At 64.0% G+C, this 22,680-nt stretch carries 21 protein-coding genes; 12 read left to right on the forward strand and 9 right to left on the reverse strand.

Annotation, left to right across the window (positions count from 1 at the left end; translation table 11 throughout):
• Positions 1-30 precede the first annotated feature (30 nt).
• Positions 31-1,251 carry an NAD(P)/FAD-dependent oxidoreductase gene (locus tag BM118_RS13585; RefSeq protein WP_092185967.1) on the forward strand — a complete coding sequence of 407 codons (1,221 nt, stop codon included), beginning with the start codon at positions 31-33 and terminating at the stop codon, positions 1,249-1,251.
• 162 nt (positions 1,252-1,413) lie between these two features.
• On the opposite strand, the gene rbsK is transcribed toward BM118_RS13585, so the two are convergent.
• Both rbsK and BM118_RS13595 read right to left on the reverse strand, forming a co-directional pair.
• A complete protein-coding gene (gene rbsK, locus BM118_RS13590) occupies positions 1,414-2,322 on the reverse strand; it encodes a ribokinase (RefSeq protein ID WP_092185969.1) in 909 nt (302 codons plus the stop codon).
• Positions 2,323-2,340: 18 nt separating this feature from the next.
• Positions 2,341-3,234 (reverse strand): sugar kinase, encoded by an 894-nt coding sequence (locus tag BM118_RS13595; RefSeq protein ID WP_092185971.1) that lies wholly within the window; start codon positions 3,232-3,234, stop codon positions 2,341-2,343.
• Positions 3,235-3,457: 223 nt separating this feature from the next.
• Between BM118_RS13595 and BM118_RS13600 the strand changes: the two genes are divergently transcribed.
• From BM118_RS13600 to BM118_RS13640, 9 genes are all read left to right on the forward strand, one after another.
• Positions 3,458-4,306 (forward strand): VOC family protein, encoded by an 849-nt coding sequence (locus BM118_RS13600; RefSeq protein ID WP_092185973.1) that lies wholly within the window; start codon positions 3,458-3,460, stop codon positions 4,304-4,306.
• A gap of 245 nt (positions 4,307-4,551) precedes the next feature.
• Complete coding sequence (locus BM118_RS13605) at positions 4,552-5,211, forward strand: TetR/AcrR family transcriptional regulator (RefSeq protein WP_092186178.1); 660 nt, start codon at positions 4,552-4,554, stop codon at positions 5,209-5,211.
• A gap of 446 nt (positions 5,212-5,657) precedes the next feature.
• Positions 5,658-6,467: an ABC transporter permease gene (locus BM118_RS13610; protein WP_092185974.1), complete on the forward strand. Its 810-nt coding sequence runs from the start codon at positions 5,658-5,660 to the stop codon at positions 6,465-6,467.
• 56 nt (positions 6,468-6,523) lie between these two features.
• Entirely contained in the window at positions 6,524-7,516 is a 993-nt protein-coding gene (locus BM118_RS13615; protein ID WP_177234267.1) for an ABC transporter substrate-binding protein, read from the forward strand.
• Positions 7,517-7,636: 120 nt separating this feature from the next.
• Positions 7,637-8,485 (forward strand): ABC transporter ATP-binding protein, encoded by an 849-nt coding sequence (locus BM118_RS13620; protein WP_092185978.1) that lies wholly within the window; start codon positions 7,637-7,639, stop codon positions 8,483-8,485.
• Positions 8,486-8,491: 6 nt separating this feature from the next.
• On the forward strand, positions 8,492-9,880 hold the full coding sequence (locus tag BM118_RS13625; RefSeq protein ID WP_092185980.1) for an enolase-like domain-containing protein: 1,389 nt from the start codon (positions 8,492-8,494) through the stop codon (positions 9,878-9,880).
• A gap of 5 nt (positions 9,881-9,885) precedes the next feature.
• Positions 9,886-11,037 (forward strand): Gfo/Idh/MocA family protein, encoded by a 1,152-nt coding sequence (locus tag BM118_RS13630; protein ID WP_092185982.1) that lies wholly within the window; start codon positions 9,886-9,888, stop codon positions 11,035-11,037.
• A gap of 10 nt (positions 11,038-11,047) precedes the next feature.
• Entirely contained in the window at positions 11,048-12,238 is a 1,191-nt protein-coding gene (locus BM118_RS13635; RefSeq protein ID WP_092185984.1) for a dihydrodipicolinate synthase family protein, read from the forward strand.
• Complete coding sequence (locus BM118_RS13640; protein ID WP_092185986.1) at positions 12,238-13,101, forward strand: sugar phosphate isomerase/epimerase family protein; 864 nt, start codon at positions 12,238-12,240, stop codon at positions 13,099-13,101. Before BM118_RS13635 ends, BM118_RS13640 begins: the two co-directional genes overlap by 1 nt.
• A 28-nt stretch (positions 13,102-13,129) precedes the next feature.
• Here BM118_RS13640 and BM118_RS13645 read toward each other — a convergent pair whose 3' ends face one another.
• Together BM118_RS13645 and BM118_RS13650 are read right to left on the reverse strand one after the other, a co-directional pair.
• Positions 13,130-13,372, reverse strand: a complete 243-nt coding sequence (locus BM118_RS13645; protein ID WP_349528440.1) for a nucleotidyl cyclase domain-containing protein — start codon at positions 13,370-13,372, stop codon at positions 13,130-13,132.
• A 71-nt stretch (positions 13,373-13,443) separates the two neighbouring features.
• On the reverse strand, positions 13,444-14,199 hold the full coding sequence (locus tag BM118_RS13650) for a hypothetical protein (RefSeq protein ID WP_092185988.1): 756 nt from the start codon (positions 14,197-14,199) through the stop codon (positions 13,444-13,446).
• Between the two features lie 883 nt (positions 14,200-15,082).
• Between BM118_RS13650 and BM118_RS13660 the strand changes: the two genes are divergently transcribed.
• Positions 15,083-15,319: a hypothetical protein gene (locus tag BM118_RS13660; RefSeq protein WP_092185990.1), complete on the forward strand. Its 237-nt coding sequence runs from the start codon at positions 15,083-15,085 to the stop codon at positions 15,317-15,319.
• Positions 15,320-15,480: 161 nt separating this feature from the next.
• On the opposite strand, the gene BM118_RS42750 is transcribed toward BM118_RS13660, so the two are convergent.
• Positions 15,481-15,603 (reverse strand): Spy/CpxP family protein refolding chaperone, encoded by a 123-nt coding sequence (locus tag BM118_RS42750; protein WP_143099466.1) that lies wholly within the window; start codon positions 15,601-15,603, stop codon positions 15,481-15,483.
• Between the two features lie 241 nt (positions 15,604-15,844).
• Here BM118_RS42750 and BM118_RS13665 point away from each other — a divergent pair, with 241 nt between their 5' ends.
• A complete protein-coding gene (locus tag BM118_RS13665; RefSeq protein WP_092185992.1) occupies positions 15,845-17,566 on the forward strand; it encodes a SulP family inorganic anion transporter in 1,722 nt (573 codons plus the stop codon).
• Between the two features lie 207 nt (positions 17,567-17,773).
• On the opposite strand, the gene BM118_RS13670 is transcribed toward BM118_RS13665, so the two are convergent.
• The 4 genes from BM118_RS13670 to BM118_RS13680 form a co-directional block, all read right to left on the reverse strand.
• Positions 17,774-19,246 (reverse strand): Spy/CpxP family protein refolding chaperone, encoded by a 1,473-nt coding sequence (locus tag BM118_RS13670; protein WP_283806362.1) that lies wholly within the window; start codon positions 19,244-19,246, stop codon positions 17,774-17,776.
• A gap of 648 nt (positions 19,247-19,894) precedes the next feature.
• On the reverse strand, positions 19,895-20,002 hold the full coding sequence (locus BM118_RS42570) for a Spy/CpxP family protein refolding chaperone (protein WP_143099467.1): 108 nt from the start codon (positions 20,000-20,002) through the stop codon (positions 19,895-19,897).
• Between the two features lie 84 nt (positions 20,003-20,086).
• A complete protein-coding gene (locus BM118_RS13675) occupies positions 20,087-21,274 on the reverse strand; it encodes a 6-phosphofructokinase (protein ID WP_177234268.1) in 1,188 nt (395 codons plus the stop codon).
• Positions 21,275-21,364: 90 nt separating this feature from the next.
• The gene (locus BM118_RS13680; RefSeq protein ID WP_349528444.1) at positions 21,365-22,516 is read right to left on the reverse strand and encodes a fructose-1,6-bisphosphatase; all 1,152 of its coding nucleotides are present in this window, start codon (positions 22,514-22,516) and stop codon (positions 21,365-21,367) included.
• Between the last annotated feature and the right edge of the window lie 164 nt (positions 22,517-22,680).

Raw genomic sequence — 22,680 nt, forward strand, 5'->3', positions numbered from 1 at the left:
CGCTCGTGTCTCCGGAAGTGGGCTGTTCCAATGACTGGCGGTCCGGTGATCATTGTCGGCGCCGGCCATGGTGGCTACCAGGTCGCGGCATCCCTGCGGCAGGCCGGTTTTTCCGATCGCGTCTGCCTGATCAATGACGAGGCGCACCTGCCCTATCAGCGGCCGCCTTTGTCCAAGGCTTACATCAAGGGCTCCGCCGGGCCGGAGAGCCTGATGTTCCGGCCGGAGAAGTTCTATGCGGACCAGAAGATCGAGCTGATCGCTGGCCGTGCGATGTCGATCGACCGCGCCGGGCGCAAGGTGCATCTCGCATCGGGCGAGACGCTTGATTACGCCCACCTCGTGCTGGCGACCGGCGCGCGCAATCGGCTGCTCGATCTGCCCAACGCCAATCTTCCCGACGTGAAATATCTGCGCATCCTCGACGACAGCGAGGCGCTGCGAAAGATCATGGCGTCGAAGACGCGGGTGGTGGTGATCGGCGCCGGCTTCATCGGCCTGGAATTCGCGGCCACCGCGCGGATCAAGGGGCTGGAGGTCGACGTGCTCGAGCTTGCCCCGCGCGTGATGGCGCGCGCGGTGACCGCGGAGGTCTCGGAGTATTTCCAGGCGCGGCATCGCGAGGCCGGCATCCGTGTTCATCTCGGTGTGCAGGCAACCTCGATCGAGGCCGAGGGCGGCAAGGTCACCGGCGTCTCCTTGAGCGACGGCAGGCATCTGCCCGCCGACCTCGTCGTGGTCGGCGTCGGCGTGCTGCCGAACATTGAGCTCGCGGCCGAGGCGGGGCTGCCGGTCGCTGCCGGCATCATCGTCGACGAATATCTCGCGACGGCTGATCCCAACATCTCCGCGATCGGCGATTGCGCGCTGTTCGCAAGCCCGCGCTTCGGCGGCTCGCTGCGGCTGGAATCGGTGCAGAACGCAACCGATCACGCCCGCTGCCTCGCGGCGCGGCTGACCGGCGACAGCAAGCCTTACGACGGCCATCCCTGGTTCTGGAGCGATCAGGGCGACGACAAGCTCCAGATCGCTGGCCTTACCACCGGCTACGACCGCGTCGTGCTGCGCGGCGATCCCGCCAGGAAGGCGTTCTCGGCGTTCTGCTACAGGGGCGACAAATTGCTCGGCATCGAGTCCATCAACCGCGCCGGCGATCACATGTTCGGCCGCAGATTGCAGGGCATGGACCGCTCGATCACGCCGGAGCAGGCCGCGGATGAAAGCTTTGACCTGAAGAGCGCGCTGGCGTGATCATGTTCTCCCTCGCCCCGCTTGCGGGGAGAGGGTCGGGGTGAGGGGGAGTCTCCACGGGGACGGTGACAGTCGGACTCGTTGAGACTCCCCCTCACCCGGAATTTGCTCTCGCAAATTCCGGCCTCTCCCCGCGGGCGGGGAGAGGCGAAAGGAAGCGCTCTACAGAACCGCCATAACTTCCGCGGCTGTCGGCATCGACGGCCCGGCGCCCATGCGCTGCACGCTGATCGAGGCGGCGGCGTTGGCGAAGGCGAGCGCGGTGCGTAAGGGGATTTCGTCGGCGAGTTGCGCCGCGAGCGCGCCGACGAAGCAATCGCCGGCGCCCGTCGTGTCGACCGCCTTCACCACGCGGCCGGGCACTGAAAGTTCCTCCTGGCCGGCGAGGGCGAGCACGCCGCGCTTGCCGAGCGTGACGCAGATGGTCTGGTCCTCGCGCGCCTGAAGCTGCCGCGCCACGTCGATGATCCGCGCGGCCTCGTCGCTGTCGGAGAGCTCGGTGCCGGCGAGGAAGCCGAGCTCGGTCTCGTTCAGAACGAGGAGGTCGACCAGCTCAAGCAGCTCGCGGTCAAATTTCTGCGCCGGGGCCGGGTTGAGCAGCGTCGTCGCCTCTGCCGCCCGCGCCCGCCGGAAGAAGGCGGCAATCGTGGGGAGCGGGATCTCGAACTGGCTGACGGCGACATCGCCTTTGACGAGCGGGACGACGCTGACGTCGTCGGCGCTGACCAGCGCATTGGCGCCGGGAATGACGACGATGGTGTTGTCGGCGGCCGCGACCGTGATGATGGCGGTGCCGGTGTGCGCCTGCGCCGTCTCCTGAACGTAGCCGAGATCGATGCCCTGACCGCCGAGGAACGCCTTCAGTTCAGCGCCGAATGAATCCTTGCCCAGGCGGCCGATCAGCGTGGTCCGGGCGCCGAGCCGCGAGGCCGCGACGGCCTGGTTGGCGCCCTTGCCGCCGGGGAAATACAGCACCTGTTGGCCGGCGACGGTTTCGCCGACTTTTGGATGGCGGTCGGCCGTTGCCACCACATCCATGTTGATGCTGCCGGCGACGTAGACGCGCCCCATTTTGAACCTCTGCGAAGACTAGGCTTTGACCTCGAACTCGTGCCTGACCTTGGCGATGTCGACAAGGGTCGGCAGACCGGCCTCGTTGCCGAGGCGCTGGATCTTGTAGGTCGAGGCGGCCCGGGCGAAGTCGAAATGCTCGCGCCAGCTTTTGCCGGGATGGGCGAGGTAGGAATAGACATAGGCGCCATGGAAGACGTCGCCGGCGCCGTTGGTGTCGATCACGCGCTCGCGCGGGATCGGCATCGCCGGCATCACCTGGACCGTCCCGGTCTCATCGTACCAGAGCAGGCCCTTCTCGCCCATGGTGATGCCGCCGATCTTGCAGCCGCGGCTCTTCAGGTAGTCCAGCATCTTCTCCGGCGTCAGGTCCATCTGCTCGCAGAGGCGCTCGGCGACGATCGCGACGTCGATGAATTCCAGCAGCTCGTGCGTGTTGGTGCGCAGGCCGCCGCCGTCGAGCGAGGTCAGGATGCCGGCCTCGCGGCAAACCTTGGCATAGTGGATCGCGGCGTCGGGCTGGTGGCCGTCGACATGCAGCGCGCGGCAATTGCCGAGATTGAGGATCGGAAAGGGATGGATGTGGGAATCGTCGCGGCAGCGAACGATCGCGCGCTTGCCGTCCTTGGGCATGATGAAGGACAGCGAGGACTGGTTCACCTTTCGCGCATGCAGCGAGATCGCGTATTTCGCGCACATGTCCTGGAACATGCGCCCCAGCCAGTCATTGGCCGCCGTGGCGATCAGATCGGGCACGATGCCGAGCTTGGCGCAGCAGAACGCCGCCGTGACCGCGTTGCCGCCGAAGGACACGGCGTAGTCCGAGGCCACGTGCTTCTCGTCGCCGGTCGGCATGTGGTCGGTGATGAAGACGACGTCGATATAGGTCTGTCCGATAAAGAGAGCCTGCATTGCTTGTCCGTGATGCGCTGGGTGGTCCCGGCCGGCTGCTTACCTTAGCACCGCTTCGGCGGGAGCCAAAAACATTCGCAGAGCCAAAATATTTGCAGAGTCATGGCGATAGGCGCTTGAGGTCAGTATGGGGCCGGAATACGACCGTGGGAGGGCCAGCGTTGCCCGGGCAGAACCGACGACCCCAGGACGTCTGTTCCGGCCCCGTCGGGAGGGAGGGAACATGATCACCGGCCTCGATCACGTCGTCGCTCTGGTGCGGGATATCGGTGCGGCCAAGGCGGCGTATCAGACGCTTTTGGGGCGCGCGCCGGCCTGGCAGAATTCCGGCGAGGGCGCCGACCGGGCGCTGTTCACCCTCGAGAACATGACGATCGAATTGATGGCGCCGAGCGGCTTCAGCGTCGCCGCCGACCGGATGCGCGCGCTGCTCGACGACCATGAAGGCGTGCTCGCCAGCCTGTGCTTTCGTGTCGCAGACATGAGCAGGATGCACCGACGGCTGGAGCGGGTGGCGCTCAAGCCCGATCCGGTCGCCGAGGTCGAAAGCAGCGATGCTGAATCCGAGGCCGTCCTGCACTGGAAACGCACGCGCGCTGCCACGGAACTCACGCGCGGCGTGCGCATGTTCTTCCTCGAGCTTGCCGAGGAGCGCCCCAGATCGGTCGCGACCGACATTGCGCCGATCGACGCGCTCGACCACGTCGTGATCACCACCGAGGATTCCGAGCGCGCCGCCGCGCTCTATGGCGCACGGCTCGGGCTTGATCTCGCGCTCGACCGGTCGCACCAGGACTGGGGCCAGCTCATGTTCTTCCGCTGCGGCGACCTCATCGTCGAGGTGGTGCGCCGCCCCGTGGCGGGCGGCGACCTCGCGCATGATCGTCTCTGGGGCCTGAGCTGGCGGGTCGCCGACATCGACGCCACGCGCGCCCGCCTGATCGCCGCCGGCCTCGACGTCACCGAGGTGCGCAACGGCCGCAAGCCGGGCACGCGGATCATGACGGTGCGGAACGGCACCTGCGGCATCCAGACCGTGCTGCTGGAGCGGTCGCCGAAGCCGGCGGATTAGAGCCGCCTCTCTCCTTCGTCATTCCGGGGCGTCGCGAAGCGACGAGCCCGGAATCCATTCATCCATACACACCGCGGCACGATGGATTCCGGGCTCGCGCCCAAGAGGGCGCGCCCCGGAATGACGAAACGTTCTCAAACCCGCGCGCGCGTGTTACAGGACATCCTGACAGCACCCAGCGAGCAACCGGTTTGGCGAAGGCGAAGGCAAAGCGAAATCTGAGATGGCAGCGCGATCCCGAGGGGATGCGGCTGCGCATTCTCGAAGCCGCCAAGCAGGAGTTTTCCGCCCACGGGCTTGCCGGCGCGCGCGTCGACCGCATCGCGGCCAAGGCCGGCGCCAACAAGCGCATGCTCTACTACCACGTTGGCAACAAGGACGAGCTTTATCTCGCGGTGCTCGAAGGCGCCTATGACAAGATCCGCAGCGAGGAGCGCGGGCTCGATCTCGAGCATCTCGATCCGCCCGAGGCGATCCGCCGCCTGATCGAATTCACCTGGGGCTATTTCCTGCGCAACCCCGAGTTCCTCTCGCTGCTCCAGACCGAGAACCTCGCGCGCGCAAAGCACCTGAAGCGCTCGACCAAGGTCAAGTCGATGCACTCGCCCTTCGTCGAGATGATCCGCACCGTGGTGCGGCGCGGTGTCGAGAGCGGCGACTTCCAGGTCGCGGTCGATCCGGTGCAGCTCTACATCTCGATCGCGGCGCTCAGCTTCTTCTACCTCTCGAACTCGGCGACGCTGGGCGTGATCTTCGGCCGCGATCTGCTCGCCAAGGACGCCAAGGACGAGCGGCTCGCGCACATGGCGGGCCTCGTGCTGGCCGCGCTGACGGGGCGGTCGTCGGAGCTGCTGCAGATCGTCAACGCGCCGAAGAAGCGCACGGCCGTGGTGCAGACGGCGTAGTGGCGGCGCAGTCCGCGCGCTGGTGGATGTAGCGTCCGCCGTTTCCACAATCTCCGCTGTCATCGCCCGCCTTGTGCGCAATTGCGCACTGGGGCGGGTGATCCAGTATTCCAGAGACGGTCCGAGGATACGGAGAGGCCGCGGCGTACTGGATTCCCCGCCTTCGCGGGGAATGACACCGGGAGTGGCGCGCGATTGCACCTCCCCATCGTCGTCCTGGCGAAAGCCAGGACCCATACCGCGTGATCTATCGATGGCGCGTGGTGCCAATCCCGAACGACCAGTCTTCGTCCAATTCCTCCCTGTGGTTATGGGTCCCGGCCTCCGCCGGGACGACACCGCATATGCGGAACCCCCGCGCAAAACGTCACAGGGAAAGGTCTGGACAGTATTTATCCAACGGGTTAATTTCTCCCGAGAACGAAGAAGAATGCCGGGAGTGAAAATTGGCCGAACCGAAGCAGCAAGGTGCGGTGTCCAAGGTGCTGAACGCGGCCTGGGTTCGGCCGTTTTTGTTCCTGGTCTTCATCGTGGTGGCCTGGGATCTCGCGATCCGGGTGTTCAGGATTCCCGCCTACCAGATCCCGGCTCCGCTCGATGTCGTCGCGGTGCTGCGCACCGAATGGCCGGAACTGCTGCGCCAGTCCTGGCCGACCACCTATGCGACCGTCTGCGGTTTCCTGCTGTCGGCGCTGTTCGGCATTCCCGTCGCGATGCTGATCGCGGGCTCCAAGACCGTGGAGAGCTACGTCTATCCGCTGCTGGTGTTTTCGCAGTCCGTGCCGAAGATCGCGATCGCGCCGCTGTTCGTGGTCTGGTTCGGTTTCGGCATCATTCCAAAAGTGATTTCGGCGTTCCTGCTCGGTTTCTTTCCGGTGGTGGTCTCGGCGGTGCAGGGCTTCAAGTCCGTCGACCCTGATATGGTCGATCTTGCCCGCGCGATGCAGGGCAGCCGCTTCCAGGTGTTCCGAGCGGTGAACCTGCCGCATGCGCTGCCGGCGATCTTTTCCGGCCTCAAAGTCTCGGTGACGCTCGCCGTGGTCGGCGCCGTCGTCGGCGAGTTCGTCGGCTCCAATTCCGGCATCGGCTATGTGATGCAGCGCTCGATCGGCACCTTCGATCTGCCGACGATGTTCGCAGCCCTCGTGATCCTCGCGTTGCTCGGCGTCATTTTGTTCTGGATCGTGGACCGGATCGAGAAGCTGGTCATTCCCTGGCATGTCAGCCAGCGCGAGGACGTGATTTTCGCGGCGTAAGCGAAGCAACGAACGGCCACCAATGGCCGAAACAACAACGACAAGGGAGAGTGACGATGAAGCGGTGGATAGGAGCTGCATCAGTGGCGCTGCTGGCGTTCGCGGCCATGCCGGCGCAGGCAGCCGACAAGGTCGTGCTGATGCTGAACTGGTACGTCTATGGCGAGCACGCGCCATTCTATTACGGCAAGGCCAAGGGCATTTACGCGGCTGAAGGCATCGAGCTCGAGATCCAGGAAGGCCGCGGCTCGGCTGCGACCACGCAGGCCGTTGCCGCCAAGACCGCCGACTTCGGCTATGTCGACGTGCCCACCATGATGCGCGCCGCCATCAAGGGCGCGCCTGTCGTCGCGACCGGTGTGCTGCTCCAGACCTCACCGATGTCCGCGATGGGCTTCGTCGACAAGAACATCAGGAAGCCCGAGGACATCAAGGGCAAGACGGTGGCGATCACGCCGGCGGACTCCATGACCCAGATCTGGCCGCTGTTCCTGAAGAAGACCGGCCTGAAGGAGAGCGACTTCCAGACGGTGGCCGGCGACGGCCAGACCAAGCTCAACGCGGTCATCAACGGCCAGGCTGATCTGTTGCTCGGCTACGTCATGGACCAGTCGATGAAGATCAAGGACGCCACCGGCAAGGAGGTCTATCCGATCAAGTTCGCCGACTACGGCATCAACATGGTTTCGTCAGGCATCATCGCCAACGCCGACTATGTGAAGGCCAATGCCGACCTCGTCCGCCGCTTCATGTCGGCGACGACGAAGGCGGTCGAAGCCGCCGAGAAGGAGCCGAAGGCCGCGGCGCAGTCGATCCTCGATGCCAACCCCAAGGGCGGCAAGATCGACACGCTGACGCAGGGCTTTGAGCTGACCATTCCGCTCTACCGGACCGCGGAGACCAAGACCAGGCGGCCGTTTCAGGTCACCGACCAGAACATGACCGAGACCGTCAATCTGCTGGTCGAATATGGCGGGCTCGACGCCAAGGCCAAGGAGAACCCGAAGGCGTTCTACACCAACGATTATCTTCCGAAGAGCGGCTCGTGAAATTAAAAACACCGTCATTCCGGGGCGCCCGAAGGGCGAACCCGGAATCTCGAGATTCCGGGTTCGATGCTTCGCATCGCCCCGGAATGACGATGCGCTTCGTCTAATGGGCTTGATCGGATGAACCCAGCAACAAGACCGAGCGACACCGCGCAGCCGGCCGCGCATCTGAGACTGGTGAGCGACCGGGCTGCCGGCGAGGCGTCGGGCATCAAGCTGTCCGGCGTGTCGAAGACCTACCGGACGCGCGACGGCGACGTGCCGTCGCTGCGGCCGCTCGATTTTGACATCAACGACGGCGAGTTCTTCGTCGTGGTCGGCCCAAGCGGCTGCGGCAAGTCCACGCTGCTCAAGCTGATCTCGGGGCTGCTGCCGCCGACGTCAGGCGAGATCCTGGTCGAGGGCGAGAAGGTGACGAAGCCGCACGGCAATGTCGGCATCGTGTTCCAGAACGCGCTGCTGCTGCCATGGCGCAACATCCTGTCCAACGTGATGCTGCCGATCGACATGAAGCGGCTGCCGCGACAAGAATATCTCGAACGCGCCAAGGCGCTCTTGAAGCTGGTCGGGCTCGAAGGTTTCGAGAAGAAGCTGCCCTGGCAGCTCTCTGGCGGCATGCAGCAGCGTGCCTCGATCTGCCGCGCGCTGGTGCACGATCCCAAGATCATGCTGATGGACGAGCCGTTCGGCGCGCTCGACGCGCTGACGCGCGAGCGCATGAATGTCGAGCTGATGCGGATCCAGCGCGAGACGAAGAAGACGGTGCTGCTGATCACGCATTCGATTCCGGAGGCCGTGTTCCTCGCCGACCGCGTGCTGGTCATGACCGAACGTCCCGGCGCGGTCGCCGCGATCTACGACGTGCCGCTGCCGCGCCCGCGCTCGCTCGACGTGATGGCCGATCCTGTCTTCACTGAGCTGGTGCAGCGCATACGCAAGCATTTCTTCTCGCAAGGGGCATTGGATTAACGACCCATGGCGCCGCGCCTGAAGCTGCGAGACATCGCATTCTTCGAACGTCCCGTGCATTTCGCGCGGCCGTTCCGCTTTGGCGCGATCACGCTTCACGCGACGCCGCAGCTGTTCGTGCGGGTCGAGATCGAGGTCGAGGGCAGGGGAACCGCGGTCGGCGCCAGCGCCGAACTGCTGGTGCCGAAATGGTTCGACAAGCGGCCGGAGCTGTCGCCGGCGCAGACGGTCGACGGCTTGCGCCGCTCGCTTCAGATCGCCCGCGGGCTCTACCTGGCGCGGACTGGATTCCTGACGGCGTTCGACCTGCATGCGTCGTGCATCGGTGCTCAGGTCGCGACGTGCGCGAAGAAGAACATTCCGCCGCTCGCCGCCGCCTATGGTCCGGCGGAGATCGACAAGGCGGTCCTCGATGCGCTGCTGCGCGACGTTGAGACCAGCTTCTTCGATGGGATGGCCGGGAATATCGCCGGTATCGATGCACGGTTGTCGCCCGACCTGAAGGAAACGGATATCACGACGTTTCTTGCCGGCCGCAAGCCGCTGCCGCGCGTTGCTATCAGGCATACCGTCGGCCTCGACGATACGGTCGAAGGTAGGGGCGGCGTCGCCGACTCTCATGAGAACGCCGGTGCGAGTTACTTCAAGCTGAAGCTGTCGGGCGATCCCGCAGCCGACGCAGCGCGGCTGGCGCGGATCGGCAAAGAGCTCGATACGCTCGGGCACGGCTACAAGGTGACGCTCGACGCCAACGAGCAGTACGCCGATCTTGCAGCGCTCCAGGCGTTGATCGATCGGCTCGATCGTGACCCCGGCCTCGGACCGATCGCTTCGCGATTGCTCTATGTCGAACAGCCGATGCCGCGCGATATCACGCGGCAGTCACCGCTCGGCTCGCTCGCCGCGCGCGGTTTCATCATCGATGAGGCCGATGACTCCTACGATGCCTTCCCTGCCGCTCGGGCACTCGGCTATCACGGCATCTCCTCGAAGTCCTGCAAGGGGCTCTACAAGTCCGTCGTCAACGCGACGCGCGCGGCGAAGTGGAGTGCGGGCGGAGAGACGTTCTTCGTGACCGGCGAAGACCTGACCTGCCAGGCCGGCCTTGCCGTGCAGCAGGACCTCGCGCTCGGCGCCTTCCTCGGCATCGCCCATGCCGAACGCAACGGCCACCACTACGTCGACGGCTTTGGCGACACGCCCGCCGCTGAAGCTGCGGCCTTCGCCGCCGCGCATCCCGACCTCTACGCCGATGCCGGGCAGGGCATCCGCCTCTCCATTCACAACGGCGATCTCCTGACGGGATCGCTTAACGCAACGGGCTTTGCGACCTCGGTCCACCCGGACTGGTCGGCGCTCCGCCCGCTCGAACAGCCAAAATCACCTTGGGAGTAATTGGCATGACCACCCAACGCCTCGGCCTCATCATGAACGGCATCACCGGCCGCATGGGGCTCAACCAGCATCTGATCCGCTCGATCGTCGCGATCCGCGAGCAGGGCGGCGTCCGCTTGAAGAACGGCGACCGCGTGATGCCCGATCCAATCCTGGTCGGCCGCAGCGCCGACAAGGTCGAGGCCCTCGCCAAGCGCTTCAACATCGCGCGCTGGACCACCGACCTCGACGCTGCGCTCGCCGACAAGAACGACACCATGTTCTTCGACGCCGCGACCACGCAGGCGCGTCCGGGCCTTCTGACCCAGGCCATCAATGCCGGCAAGCACGTCTATTGCGAGAAGCCGATCGCGACGAACTTCGAGGAGGCCCTCGAGGTCGTCAAGCTCGCCAACGCCAAGGGCGTCAAGCACGGCACCGTGCAGGACAAGCTGTTCCTGCCGGGCCTGAAGAAGATCGCCTTCCTGCGCGATTCCGGCTTCTTCGGCCGCATCCTCTCGGTGCGCGGCGAGTTCGGCTATTGGGTGTTCGAGGGCGGCTGGCAGGAAGCGCAGCGGCCGTCCTGGAATTACCGCGACGAGGACGGCGGCGGCATCATTCTCGACATGGTCTGCCACTGGCGCTACGTGCTCGACAACCTCTTCGGCAATGTCCAGAGCGTGGTCTGCATCGGCAACACCGACATCCCTGAGCGTTTTGACGAGCAGGGCAAGAAGTACAAGGCAACCGCGGATGATTCCGCCTACGCGACCTTCCAGCTCGAGGGCGGCGTCATCGCCCACATCAACATGTCCTGGGTCACCCGCGTCTATCGCGACGATCTCGTCACCTTCCAGGTCGACGGCACGCTCGGCTCGGCCGTCGCCGGCCTTTCGGACTGCATGATCCAGGCGCGGCAGGCTACCCCGAGGCCGGTGTGGAATCCCGACGAGAAGCGGCTGCACGATTTCTACGGCGACTGGCAGAAGCTGCCGGACAATGTCTCCTACGACAACGGCTTCAAGGAACAGTGGGAGATGTTCATCCGTCACGTCTACGAGGATGCGCCCTACAAGTTCATGCTGCTCGAAGGCGCCAAGGGCGTGCAGCTTGCCGAATGCGCGCTGAAGAGCTGGAAGGAGCGGCGCTGGATCGACGTCGCCCCGATCAAGGTCTGAGGAGGGAAGTATGAACAAGCCCGTCCTGCCAATGTCATCCCTATCCTTGAAGCTGCCCAAAGCCGACCGGTCCATCGAGACCTACCGGCTCGCGGCCTCGCGAACGTTTCCGGCGAAGCTCGAGGGACCGCTGAACCGCATCGCGTTCTCCGCCGTGCACACGGTGGCCGATCCCTTCGCCGACAATGACCCGTGGCTCTCCGTCGCTGTCGACTGGGACAAGACCATCGCCTTCCGCGAGCACGTCTGGGACCTCGGTCTCGGCGTCGCCGAAGCCATGGACACGGCGCAGCGCGGCATGGGGCTGGACTGGCCGACCTCGCTGGAGCTGATCACGCGCTCGGTCGGCGCTGCCAAGCGTCGCAACGCGCTGGTGTTCTCCGGCGCCGGCACCGATCATCTTGCGGTGGAGGATGCCAGGAGCCTCGACGACGTGATCCGCGCCTATGAGGAACAGATTTCGGCGGTGGAGAAGGTCGGCGGCCGCATCATCTTGATGGCGTCGCGGGCGCTGGCAAAACTCGGCCGCAATGCCGACGACTACGCGAAGGTCTATGACCGCGTGCTGTCGGGGGTAGCGCAGCCTGTGATCATCCACTGGCTCGGCGACATGTTCGATCCGGCGCTGACGGGATATTGGGGCACCAAGGATCTCGACAAGGCGATGGACACGGCGGTGGCCATCATCAACGCCAACGCCGCCAAGGTCGACGGCGTCAAGGTCTCGCTGCTCGACAAGCAGCGCGAGATCGACATGCGCCGTCGCCTCGACACGTGTATCAAGATGTATACCGGCGACGACTTCAACTATGCGGAGCTGATCGCCGGCGACGAGCAGGGCTTTTCGCACGCGCTGCTCGGCATCTTCGATGCGATCGCGCCGGCGGCGTCCTACGCGCTGTCGCGGCTCGCTGCCGGCGACGAGGCCGGCTTCCACGACGTGCTGGGACCGACCGTGCCGCTGTCGCGCCATATCTTCAAGACGCCGACGCGCTTCTACAAGACCGGCGTGGTGTTCATGGCGTATCTCAACGGCCATCAGGATCATTTCACCATGGTGGGCGGGCAGGAGAGCGCGCGCTCGATGCTGCATCTGGCCGAGCTGTTCCGGCTGGCCGATCAGGCCGGTCTGCTCGCCAATCCGGAGTTGGCGACGCGGCGGATGAAGACCGTGCTGGCCTCGCACGGACTGGACGCCTGATGCGCGATTTTTCGTCCGACCACCGCTGGCTGTCGCTCAACACGGCGACGGTTCGCAAGCAGGGTGACCTCGTCGAGATCATCGATGCCTGTGCAAAGCACGGCATCCGTGCCATCGACCCCTGGCGCGACCAGGTTGCTGCCGTCGGTCTCGACCGTGCCGCCCGCGCGGTGCGCGACGCCGGGCTCGAGCTGTCAGGCTATTGCCGGGGTGGCATGTTCACCTCCGACGCATCGCGCCGCACCGAGGTGCGCGACGACAACCGGCGGTGCGTCGATGAAGCCAAGGCGCTGGGCGCGTCCTGCATCGTCCTCGTGGTCGGCGGCCTGCCGCAATATTCGCGGCCGGGCAGCGAGGCGTCGAAGGATATCGTGGCGGCGCGCGGGCAGGTCGAGGAGGCACTCGCCGAGATGCTCGACTACGCCAAGCAGGCAAGCTTGCCGCTGGCAATCGAACCCCTGCATCCGGCTTATGCGGCCGACCGCGCCTGCGTGAACACGACGAAGCAGGCGCTCGACATCTGCGACCGGCTCGACCCCGGCCGCACCGGCATGCTCGGTGTCGCACTCGATGTCTATCACATCTGGTGGGACCCGGAGCTGATGAGCCAGATCGCGCGCGCCGGCAAGGATCGCCTGCTCGCGTTCCACGTCTGCGACTGGCTGGTGCCGACCAGGGACATCCTCAACGACCGCGGCATGATGGGCGACGGCGTCATCGACATCAAGTCGGTGCGCAAAGCGGTCGAAGCGCAGGGTTTTGCCGGCTATTCCGAGATCGAGATCTTCTCCAACGACTGGTGGGGCAAGCCGATGGACGAGGTGCTGCGCACCTGCATCGCGCGGCACAGGACGGTGGTGTAGGCCCCACGAGCGCCGCCCTTGCGGTCCTTCATGCCTGCGTCGGCGGGATTGTTATGCGATGGACTTCCATCTTTTGACCGCCCCCCTTCAGGTTCTCGTAGTTGCACGACACCGGGCGTGATTTGACGATGTCAGCGACGCCCGGTGCCTCCATCACCGTTGCGCTGATGCAGACTTCGTTGACATCGGCGAGACCTTGCACGCGTGCGGCGATATTCACGTCCTGCCCGAAATAGTCTTTCGGTCTCGGCAAACTTGTGACCGGCGGCAACCTCTTGCTCGATGAAACGACGCGAGTTGTCAGGCACGATCCCGGCCGTGCCGCTGCGCACACCTGGAAATTCAGCGATCGATAAGTGCTACGGCCTCCTGTTCCTCGGCAGGTGCGGCTTCATTGGTCCGCACAAATACGAAACGGGATACCACCGAGATCTGTGCGTCGGGGCTGCCATCCTGGCCGATGAGAATGAGTCCCGCTCCGCCATTGGCTACATTCAAGATGACGGGTGCGCCCTTCCAGGTCCTGATTGGCCCCATTCCGATGATGAGAAATTCACCGATCGGCTGGTCAAAATATTGCAGCCTCAGCTGTGGCCCGACTTCTGCTGCCGCGAGTCCGAAGCCCAGCTGTTTGGCGCGCGCATAAATGTCCGCCAGCGACGCTGTACCGGTCTTAAAGCCGAGTTCGGCTGCCGACACCGCAAAAAGCTCTACGTTTGTTTTCGTGCCGCGAAGGGTAAAGGTCGGTCGTGCGAGAATTTCGCCAGCCGAGTTTCCGATGCCGCAACCTACCGCATCCAATGCGTTACTGAGGGCAAAGACATTTGCAAACGTCCCGATTGTGATCCTCTTCCACACGGGAACATCGACGGCGGATTTGATCGGGATTTGCGGCCTGTCAGGTGACGGAGCTTTCTTGAGCCTTAGTTGGTTCTGCAGGACATCTCGTGCCGTGCATTGAGCGCTGGCTTCGCTCGTAGACAGGAGAGTGCAGGCGGTACAGAGCATCGCAACAATGAGACTGCCACAGCGGCGCCATCCTGGCGAACGACACGATATGGCATGGCAACGGACTTTCTTGCCAGCTGTTCGGTCCATAACGGACCTCTCTTGCGCAAATGCAGCGCCAAAGAATCAGACTGTCACTTCACTATGGTCGGGCCGGTTCACGGCAGAAAAGCCGTCCTCCTCGCAGCCTATAGAGTTTGGTCCCGGAAATCCTACAAAGGTTCAGCGACGATGACGCCGGATGACGAAGTCAATATAGGTCAGCGTGGGTGCACGTCTTGCGAAGCGGCCAGCTCGTGCGGGTCAGCGAGCTGGGAGTACCACCAATGATGAGGTGGACAGCCGTCGGCTTTCAGGCAGAATGTCATCACCCCGATGCCGCAGCCTGGCCACAGTGTGTGCCAGATCGGATGCGGTAATCAGTGGCATCAACGATCAGCAGGCTCGGCGGATGTACCCATGCCTGATGATCTTGAATGGCCCCGACGTGTCAACGTCGGGGCCATTGTTGTGATCGGCGTGCAAGGCTGGCGACCTTTGCCGAACGCGCCGGCCTGGTCCAGCCTCGGACCCGTTTCATTGCGGCGAAAAGGAAAGACCGCCCGAAGGCGGTCTTGCAGTCCAATGCGCCGGGCCAAAATAGTTTCGGGATCAAACTTTGTCCGGCCCGGTCTGATCGCAAGTTAACCATCATCCAGGGAAGGTCGCTCACAATTGAGATTTCAGCCCTGAAATGGAATGCAGCTGCGACGTGGGGCCTCTGGCAGGTTGCCGGACGGGCTGTCATTCTGCGCAGCGCCTCTTGTCGCCGCCAATGCCCGCGTCGTTCGGCCCGACTATTCGGCGAAAAGTCAGACGATTGCGCTGTCATCGATTGACCGTCAAACACCGGACTATCACTCGTCAATTCAATCTGCAAAGCTGTGACAACACAAATGCGCCTGTAAGCAAACAAGCGCGAAGGAGGTTCGCAGTGGAGAAGGTGCAACGCTTGCGTGCGATGGGTTCGCTGTGCCGTCAACAGGCCGCATACAACAGCATGAACAAATGGAAGCTGCTCGCAGAAGCAGAATACTGGGATCACCTGGCCGATCTCGAGTTGTCTTCTTACTTCCAGCAATGCAACGCCACAGGCTCGGACGAGATGGAGCGGTCGCAAGCGATCACAAACTCGAACGAGGCTGGGCAGAAGACGATTTCCGCCGCGTGAGGTCACAACGAGCTGCCGGCTGAATCCCGTGCCACCACGCTTCTTACGGGGAGCCGCGGCCCGGACACGCGTGTTCTCGTCGAGCTTGGAAGCTGGGTGATTGCGTCACCCCACGTCGTTCGGTCGCTGCGCAATTGCAACGAGTGAATGCGACGCCGCCCTCACGGGCCTGCAACCTGTTGCAGCGTGTTGAAGCGCGCCTTCTGCTCGCTGCTCAGCATAGCGTAGAACTCGTCCAGGGCGGGCTCGACCAGCTTGGCGCCCTCAGCATGGCCCCTCCGAATTGACTTCCGCTTTCAGCGGCAGAACGGACATTGGTCGGACTTGCTGCTGGATCGCCCCGGTCGCGAATGCCCCCAAAACGGAAATGCCGCGGACCCGGCAAAATTGGAGCGAATGAGCGGAGATGTGACATCTTTCCACTTGCCGAGAGACGCAACATTCTAGACTGGCTTCCAGCTGGGCCAATCGCGGCCAATGCGTGAGCGTGGCCAACGAGCCGGCCGGATCTGGAAGTGACCGCCAATGAAGCATTGGATCGACTGGCTGCCGGCAATCGAAACCCTCCGCCGATATGAGGCGGCGTGGCTTCCGCGCGATATCTTCGCTGGACTCGTTCTGGCGACGATGCTGGTCCCGGTTGGAATTGCCTACGCGACAGCATCGGGCTTGCCTGGCATCTCCGGTCTGTACGCAACGATCGTACCGCTGTTGGTCTACGCGTTGTTCGGCCCCAGCCGCATCCTCGTGCTGGGACCTGACTCGGCGCTGGCCGCCGTCATCCTCGGCGTTGTCGTCCCACTGTCTGGTGGCGATCCTCTTCGCGCCGCGACGCTCGCTGCGATGATGGCGATCGTTTCGGGGACGGTATGCATTCTAGCCGGCATCGCGCGCTTGGGTTTCGTCACCGAACTGCTCTCCAAGCCGATACGGTACGGCTATATGAACGGAATTGCATTGACCGTTTTGATCAGCCAACTGCCAAAGCTCTTCGGCTTCTCGATCGAGAGCGAAGGACCTTTACGAAGCCTATGGGCGATCGCCGATGCAATCCTTGAAGGCAAGACAAACTGGGTCGCATTCGGGATTGGGCTCGGCACGCTGATGGCCATCCTGCTGCTCCAGAACAACAAGCGGCTGCCAGGCATTCTGATTGCGGTAGTCGGGGCGACGGCCATCGTCGGTGTGCTTGATCTTGGGACTCGTTACGGCGTGGCGGTTTTGGGTCTTCTTCCGCAGGGCCTGCCGGGTTTCGCGATCCCCTCGATCACCTACGGCGATATCGTCCCGGTACTGGTCGGCGGCTGCGCAATCGCGCTGGTATCATTCGCTGACACCAGCGTGCTTTCGCGCGCCTATGCCGCACGATTGGGCACTCATGTCGATCCCAACCAGGAGATGGTGGGGCTTGGCGCGGCCAATCTGGCAACCGGCTTTTTTCAGGGCTTCCCGATCAGCAGCAGCGCTTCGCGCACTCCCGTTGCAGAAGCCGCCGGCGCCCGTACCCAGCTAACCAGCGTCGTCGGCGCGCTTGCCATCGCCGTCCTTCTGCTGGTGGCGCCAAACCTGCTTCAGCATTTGCCCACCGCTGCATTGGCGGCCGTCGTAATCGCCGCTGCGATCGGCTTGTTTGAGGTCACCGACCTCAAGCGAATCTATCGGATTCAGCAGTGGGAGTTTTGGCTATCGATGGTCTGCTTTGTCGGCGTGGCGGTGCTCGGGGTGATTCCAGGAATTGGTCTGGCAATAGCAATCGCCATCGCCGAGTTCTTATGGGACGGTTGGCGCCCACACTCCGCCGTGTTGGGTCGCGCCCAAGGCGTCAAAGGCTATCACGACATCACAAGATATCCGGATGCACGCCAAATCCCCGGGCTGGTCCTGTTTCGGTGGGATGCGCCTCTGTTCTTCGCAAACGCCGAATTCTTCAAAGAGCGCGTACTGGACGCCGTGGCGAAATCGCCGACGCCCGTACGCTGGCTGGTCGTTGCGGCGGAGCCTGTCACCAGCGTGGATGTCTCCGCCGGCGATACAATCGCCGAATTGGACGAGGCGTTGCACGCGCAGGGTATCGAGTTCTGCTTTGCCGAACTGAAAGATCCAGTCAAGGACAAGCTGAAGAGATTTGGACTGTTCTCGCAGCTTGGCGAGCAATATTTTTTCCCAACCATTGGCGCAGCCGTTTCCAGTTACCTGGAAATCAGTGGTGTGGAGTGGGAGGACTGGGAGGACCAAGCCAAACGTTAGGAAGTGGCATGCCGGGCTTGAATACACACGCCGATGGACTTCCGCCCGGAGGATTGCTGCCGGGAGGCCCATCCATCGACGGCGTTGGCGACCCAACTGCGACGTCTCGCAGGACGGCGAAGTTCGCTTTTGGCCCATCGGACGAGGTGCTGCGCACCCGCATCGAGCGGCACAGGACAGCGGTGTGCTCTCCCGCGCGCGCCGCCCTCACGGGCCTGCGACCTGTTGCAGCGTGTTGAAGCGCGCCTTCTGCTCGCTGCTCAGCATGGCGTAGAACTCGTCCAGGGCGGGCTCGACCAGCTTGGCGGCCGTCAGCATGGCCTCGAGCCGGTGCTGCATCGCCTCCAGCCGTCCGACCGGCGTCAGCGGGACATCGTTCGGACAGGCCGCCTGCAGGCCCTCAACGCCCTTCGTCGTCGCTTCGCTGAGACGGTCGAGCGCTTCCTTCTGCTTGCCCGCGGGGTGGAGCACGGCCTCGATCCTCTGGATCGGCAACTGGGTCAGGCCGGACTTCGGATCGCCGCAGGCCTCGGCACGGGCTTCCTGGGCACCGGCTTCCTGCTGCGGCGGCGAGCGGTCGCCGACATTGGGGCCGAGCGCGTTGAAGCGGGCCTGCTGCTCGTCACTGAGCGAGTTGTAGAAATTCTCCAGTGCCGGTCGCACGATCTTGACCGCTTCCAGCGTCGCGTTGACGCGGTTCATCATCGCCCGCAGACGGCCGGGCGGAGTCAGCGCATAAGTCTCCGCGCAGGAGTCCTTGAACACACCGGCAGCGTTGGCCGCCGCAGTCTTCAATTCGTCGAGCAGCGCGCGTTGCTCCGGCGTCGGCCGCACCGCCCGCGCGATATCGGCAAGCGGCCAGGCGGTGACGCCCTTGTCCGGTGTGCCGCACAATTGCTGTAGCGTTTGCGGGCTCACGCTGGCGCGCTGGCGCGCGCGGGAGCCGCCGCCGGCTTGCGGATAGTCGTACGGGTTGATGCTGGCATAGGCGGAATAGGGGCTGTCACCACCCCAGTATACGGTGTCGACGAAGTCGTCATACGCGTACGCCCAATAGCCTGGCTCGTAAGCATAGGACCAGAACGTGTAGTCAAAAATGTCGGAATAGGCGTAAGGCCAGAACACGGGCCCAAGCCACGCCACGAACACCGCGGGATGGCGGTGTCGCCAGGCCTGCCGGGGATACCAGCCGCTCTGGCGGGCGACGAGGGCCGCTTGGGTCTGCGCAGTGGTCTGCTCGCGGAAGCGCGCGGCAAACCGTCCGCGCTCGGCGGCGCGCGCGGCGACCGCCGCCGCGGTTGCAGTGGGAGCCTGCAGTCCCAGCCGCTGCTGGCGCGCCAGATCAGCTTGCTGCGTGCGCTGCTCGCGCTGCAGTAGGCGGTTCTGCGCCTGGAGCACCCGTTGCTGCTCGCGTTGAGCCCGCGCGCCTTCCGGCTTTTGCGATTGCAATTGCTGCACGCGCTGCTGCAGGCGATCGATGCGGGTCTGGCGGTCCGCGGTCTGGCGCGACAGCATCTCGCGCTGCCGCTGCTGTACCATCTGCTGGCGCTGCTGGATCTGCTGCTGATGCTGTTGCGCGCGCTGATCGATCTGCTCGCGTCGCGACAGCCGCTCGCTTGCGGCCGGCGCTGCGCCTGGACGGGAGGGAGCGGCGATATGCGGTGCCGGCCGTGGTGCCATGGCCGGACGTTCCGGCGCTGCCGGCGCCCGATGAATTTCAGGCCGGGGTGCCGCTATGTGCGGGGCAGCCCGCTGCGGCGGTGCAGCGAAGTGGGGAGCCGGGCGCGGCGGCGGTGAGGCGAAGTGCGGCGCCGGATGCGGCGCCATGGCCGGTCGCTGCGGCATGGCCGGGGGATGGAATGCCGGCGCGGCGGGACGCGCCATGGCTGGCGGGGCCGCCGGACGGGCCATTGCCGGTGGTGGTGCTGCCGGCCGGGCCGCCGGCGCTGCGGCCGGCCCCGGTGGTCCACCTCTTCCGTGTCCCTGGGCGGACGCGCCGACGCTCGTCGTCAGCATCGAGACACCCACCAAAAAAGCCGTCACGCAAACGCCACGCGAAAGCATGATCGTCGCTCCCAGCTCGAAATCGCCCACAATTTTCAACGCATAGTTGGCGCAATGGTTCGTTGTTGGCCGCGGCCGGCACTGCGATCTTCCGACGCAGGCAACTTCAGGAGAAATCCTGCGTCAGGGTCGTGGCGAACTGCTCCAGCGCCCAGTCGATCTCAAGCGGCTGTCCAGCTTGAGCCAATTGCGGGCAGGGGCAATTGGACGAGATGCTGCGCACCTACATCGAACGGCACAGGACGGCGGTCACGAGCGCTGCCCTCACGGGCTTGCGACCTGTTGCAGCGCGTTGAAGCGCGCCTTCTGCTCGCCGCTCAGCGTGGCATAGAACTCGTCCAGGGCGGGTTCGACCAGCTTGGCGGCCGTCAGCGTGAGCCCTCTGAATTGACTTCCGCCTTCAGCGGCAGAACGGACATTGCTCGGACTTACTGCTGGCTCGCCCGGTCCGGCACGCTAAGACGCGCGGTTAAGAAAGATCGGCAGCCCCTGCTTGTTGGCGTAGATGGGGCGGTAGCGCTCCGTGTTGTAGCTGCTCGCAACGTCCAATTTGCGCGGACCGAGCTTGGCGTCAGGGATGGGCACGAGGTCGTAGCGGCCCTCGACCAGCGCCGACATGAGGCCGGTCTTGCTTTCCAGCATGGCATCGTAGGCCATGTTGCCGAAAGTCAGGGCCACAAGCTTGTCGATGAAGTCCGGATCGCCCGATCGCAGATCGTAGGTGAGATCGGAGGTGATCGTCTCCTCGCCGGTGCGCCGCTTGATCTCGTCGGCAAGCGATTCCGCCACGTTGGCCTTCTTGCGGTGACCGTAGGCGTCAGGCTCGCCGTATTCCCGCAGCTCGTAGCCTTCCCACTGAGCTCCCTCGCTGAGCACGATCAGCGCGTAGTTGCTTGGATTGGCGCGCTTGTCCTCGATGAGCAACTGGATCAGCTTGTCGAGGTCGACTTTATACTCCGGTATGACGCATCGTATCGAGGTCGCATACGCGGTGTAGAGTGCCGTAAATCCGGCATCGCGGCCAAAGACGCGGAAAATGCCAATTCGCTCATGCGAGCCGACGGTGGTGCGCTGCCGCTGGATGGCATCGCTGGCGCGGGTGATCGCGGTCGAGAAGCCGATGCAGTACTCGGTGTTGCGGACGTCATTATCCATCGTCTTCGGGATGGCGATGATCTTGACGCCGAGTTCGTTGAGCTTGGCCGCATAACTGAGCGTGTCGTCGCCACCGATGGCGATCAGGTGTTCGATGCCAAGTCCCGAAAGGTTAGCGAGCACCCGGCTGGTGAGGTCCCATGTCTTTGTCGCGATGCCGCCGTTGGTGCTCAGCGAGACCGGAACCTCATTGCCGACGAGATGACCGGGCAGCTTTTGTATTTTGGAGGGATTGACACGGCTCGAGTGCAGCACGGTGCCGCCGCGCCGGTCGATGGTTCGCGTGTTTTCACGGTTCAGCGGGATGACGTAGTGGGACCTGCTGTTTGGGTCGTCGAGGTTCAGGTGCGTGAGGGCCTCCCAACCACGGCGCAGACCGACAACCTCGATGTCGTCCTCACTGCCGCGATAAGTCACGCTCTTGATGACTGCATTGAGGCCGGCGACGTCGCCGCCGCCCGTGAGAATGCCGATGCGTTTTTTCGCCATATCCACCTCCCGGATCGGCACGTCGTCATGGCGCCTGCATCTGTCGATTGAACGGTGAACGTCGCTCCAGCTTCTGATTGGAGGCGGTCGCTACTCGGCCGCTTCCGGCTTGCGGTCGTCGCGCAGTCGAAAACGCTTCAGCAGCCCGGACACGGTGTCGCGGAAGCCGCCATATTCCAGTTCGGAATAGGGTAGCATGGCGGCGCCAGACCAGCCTTGGCTGCGCATCTCGATGGCCTTGCGCTGGGCGCGCCGGCGGACCTCATCCCATGCCGGGTTGTCGAAGAAATCGGTGTAGGACTCGGCAAAGCGGCCTTCCCTGTCGATCGAAAAGCCGACGCAAGAAACGATCGGCAGGCAGTACATGCCGGTAACCGGCGTGTTGAGCGGCACCGGCATGAGCGGCATCACATGCGAGCCGCGTGCATCGCCGCCCACGAAGTGCGCTTTGGCGAACGGCGAGATTATTTCCTCCGGAGCAGGGAAAATCCCCTGGTTCCTGACGATCGCGACTGGATCATCCTTGCCGGTGTACTTGCCTGCGATCGCGTGGAGGCGCTGCGCCGAAACGGCCACGACGACCTCGCCATGGGTTCGAGAAATGATGCGATCGATGCCGAAGCGCTCGTTGTCGCGAAGCAGGGCGGCAATCTGGTAGCTGTCGGCGGGTGCGTCGAGCTCGAGTAGGCTGTCGCCGGCTGTGTTGTCCATGTCGATGACATGGAAACGGAATCCCTTGATCATCGGAGGCAGCATCAGCCCGGCGCAGTACATGGGGTCGGCAAAGGCGAGATAGAGCGGCAGGTTGTAGGCGCCGGGGCCGCATTTGTCGGCCGCGAACACCATGAAGGACTCCGCGGGTCGCACGCCGGAGAGGCTGTGGTCGAAGCTGAGCTCGGCGACGCCTGGGCCGGCGCCGCGAATGTTCCCGGAAGGCGCGTCGGCGAGAAGATCCTGGCCAGCGCCATAGAGCCCGGAGGTTTTCGCGACCGAGGTGGCCGCGAGGAACGTCTTCCAGGCGAGTTGATGGACCTCGGAGCTTCCTTCGCCCCGTGTGTGCGTCATGATGATCGCAATGTCGTCGCCGGTGTGGCAGATGAAACCGTCGATCAGCAGACCATTGCAGATCGCCTTGGCAACCTCGCCCTCGACAGTCGCCATCATGCGTGAAGACGGTTTCGTGTGCCCGCCAACGGAGCCAACGTCAGCTTTGATGACTGAAAGAGTGAGTCTCATGAGCATTTCTCCGATCAGCGCAGCTCAGCGCCTCCGGCTGCGCCGGGCACGGCGCTGCTCATTCGCGGACAAAAACGTCCGTCGCTCCGATAGGTTCCACGCACCCGTTCATCCGGTTGCCGGGATCATGCCGAGTTTTGCCCTAGGACCATGCGTCACTATTTGCTGCG

This window comes from Bradyrhizobium sp. cf659, assembly GCF_900113725.1.
Classification (GTDB): domain Bacteria; phylum Pseudomonadota; class Alphaproteobacteria; order Rhizobiales; family Xanthobacteraceae; genus Bradyrhizobium.

What these genes read in the sequence shown, in the direction of transcription:
- BM118_RS13585 (WP_092185967.1), top strand. Translation starts at nt 31, where the DNA reads ATGACTGGCGGTCCGGTGATCATTGTCGGCGCCGGCCATGGTGGCTAC.
- rbsK (WP_092185969.1), bottom strand. Translation starts at nt 2,322, where the DNA reads ATGGGGCGCGTCTACGTCGCCGGCAGCATCAACATGGATGTGGTGGCA.
- BM118_RS13595 (WP_092185971.1), bottom strand. Translation starts at nt 3,234, where the DNA reads ATGCAGGCTCTCTTTATCGGACAGACCTATATCGACGTCGTCTTCATC.
- BM118_RS13600 (WP_092185973.1), top strand. Translation starts at nt 3,458, where the DNA reads ATGATCACCGGCCTCGATCACGTCGTCGCTCTGGTGCGGGATATCGGT.
- BM118_RS13605 (WP_092186178.1), top strand. Translation starts at nt 4,552, where the DNA reads ATGCGGCTGCGCATTCTCGAAGCCGCCAAGCAGGAGTTTTCCGCCCAC.
- BM118_RS13615 (WP_177234267.1), top strand. Translation starts at nt 6,524, where the DNA reads ATGAAGCGGTGGATAGGAGCTGCATCAGTGGCGCTGCTGGCGTTCGCG.
- BM118_RS13620 (WP_092185978.1), top strand. Translation starts at nt 7,637, where the DNA reads ATGAACCCAGCAACAAGACCGAGCGACACCGCGCAGCCGGCCGCGCAT.
- BM118_RS13625 (WP_092185980.1), top strand. Translation starts at nt 8,492, where the DNA reads ATGGCGCCGCGCCTGAAGCTGCGAGACATCGCATTCTTCGAACGTCCC.
- BM118_RS13630 (WP_092185982.1), top strand. Translation starts at nt 9,886, where the DNA reads ATGACCACCCAACGCCTCGGCCTCATCATGAACGGCATCACCGGCCGC.
- BM118_RS13635 (WP_092185984.1), top strand. Translation starts at nt 11,048, where the DNA reads ATGAACAAGCCCGTCCTGCCAATGTCATCCCTATCCTTGAAGCTGCCC.
- BM118_RS13640 (WP_092185986.1), top strand. Translation starts at nt 12,238, where the DNA reads ATGCGCGATTTTTCGTCCGACCACCGCTGGCTGTCGCTCAACACGGCG.
- BM118_RS13650 (WP_092185988.1), bottom strand. Translation starts at nt 14,199, where the DNA reads ATGGACCGAACAGCTGGCAAGAAAGTCCGTTGCCATGCCATATCGTGT.
- BM118_RS13665 (WP_092185992.1), top strand. Translation starts at nt 15,845, where the DNA reads ATGAAGCATTGGATCGACTGGCTGCCGGCAATCGAAACCCTCCGCCGA.
- BM118_RS13670 (WP_283806362.1), bottom strand. Translation starts at nt 19,246, where the DNA reads ATGGCACCACGGCCGGCACCGCATATCGCCGCTCCCTCCCGTCCAGGC.
- BM118_RS13675 (WP_177234268.1), bottom strand. Translation starts at nt 21,274, where the DNA reads ATGGCGAAAAAACGCATCGGCATTCTCACGGGCGGCGGCGACGTCGCC.
- BM118_RS13680 (WP_349528444.1), bottom strand. Translation starts at nt 22,516, where the DNA reads ATGCTCATGAGACTCACTCTTTCAGTCATCAAAGCTGACGTTGGCTCC.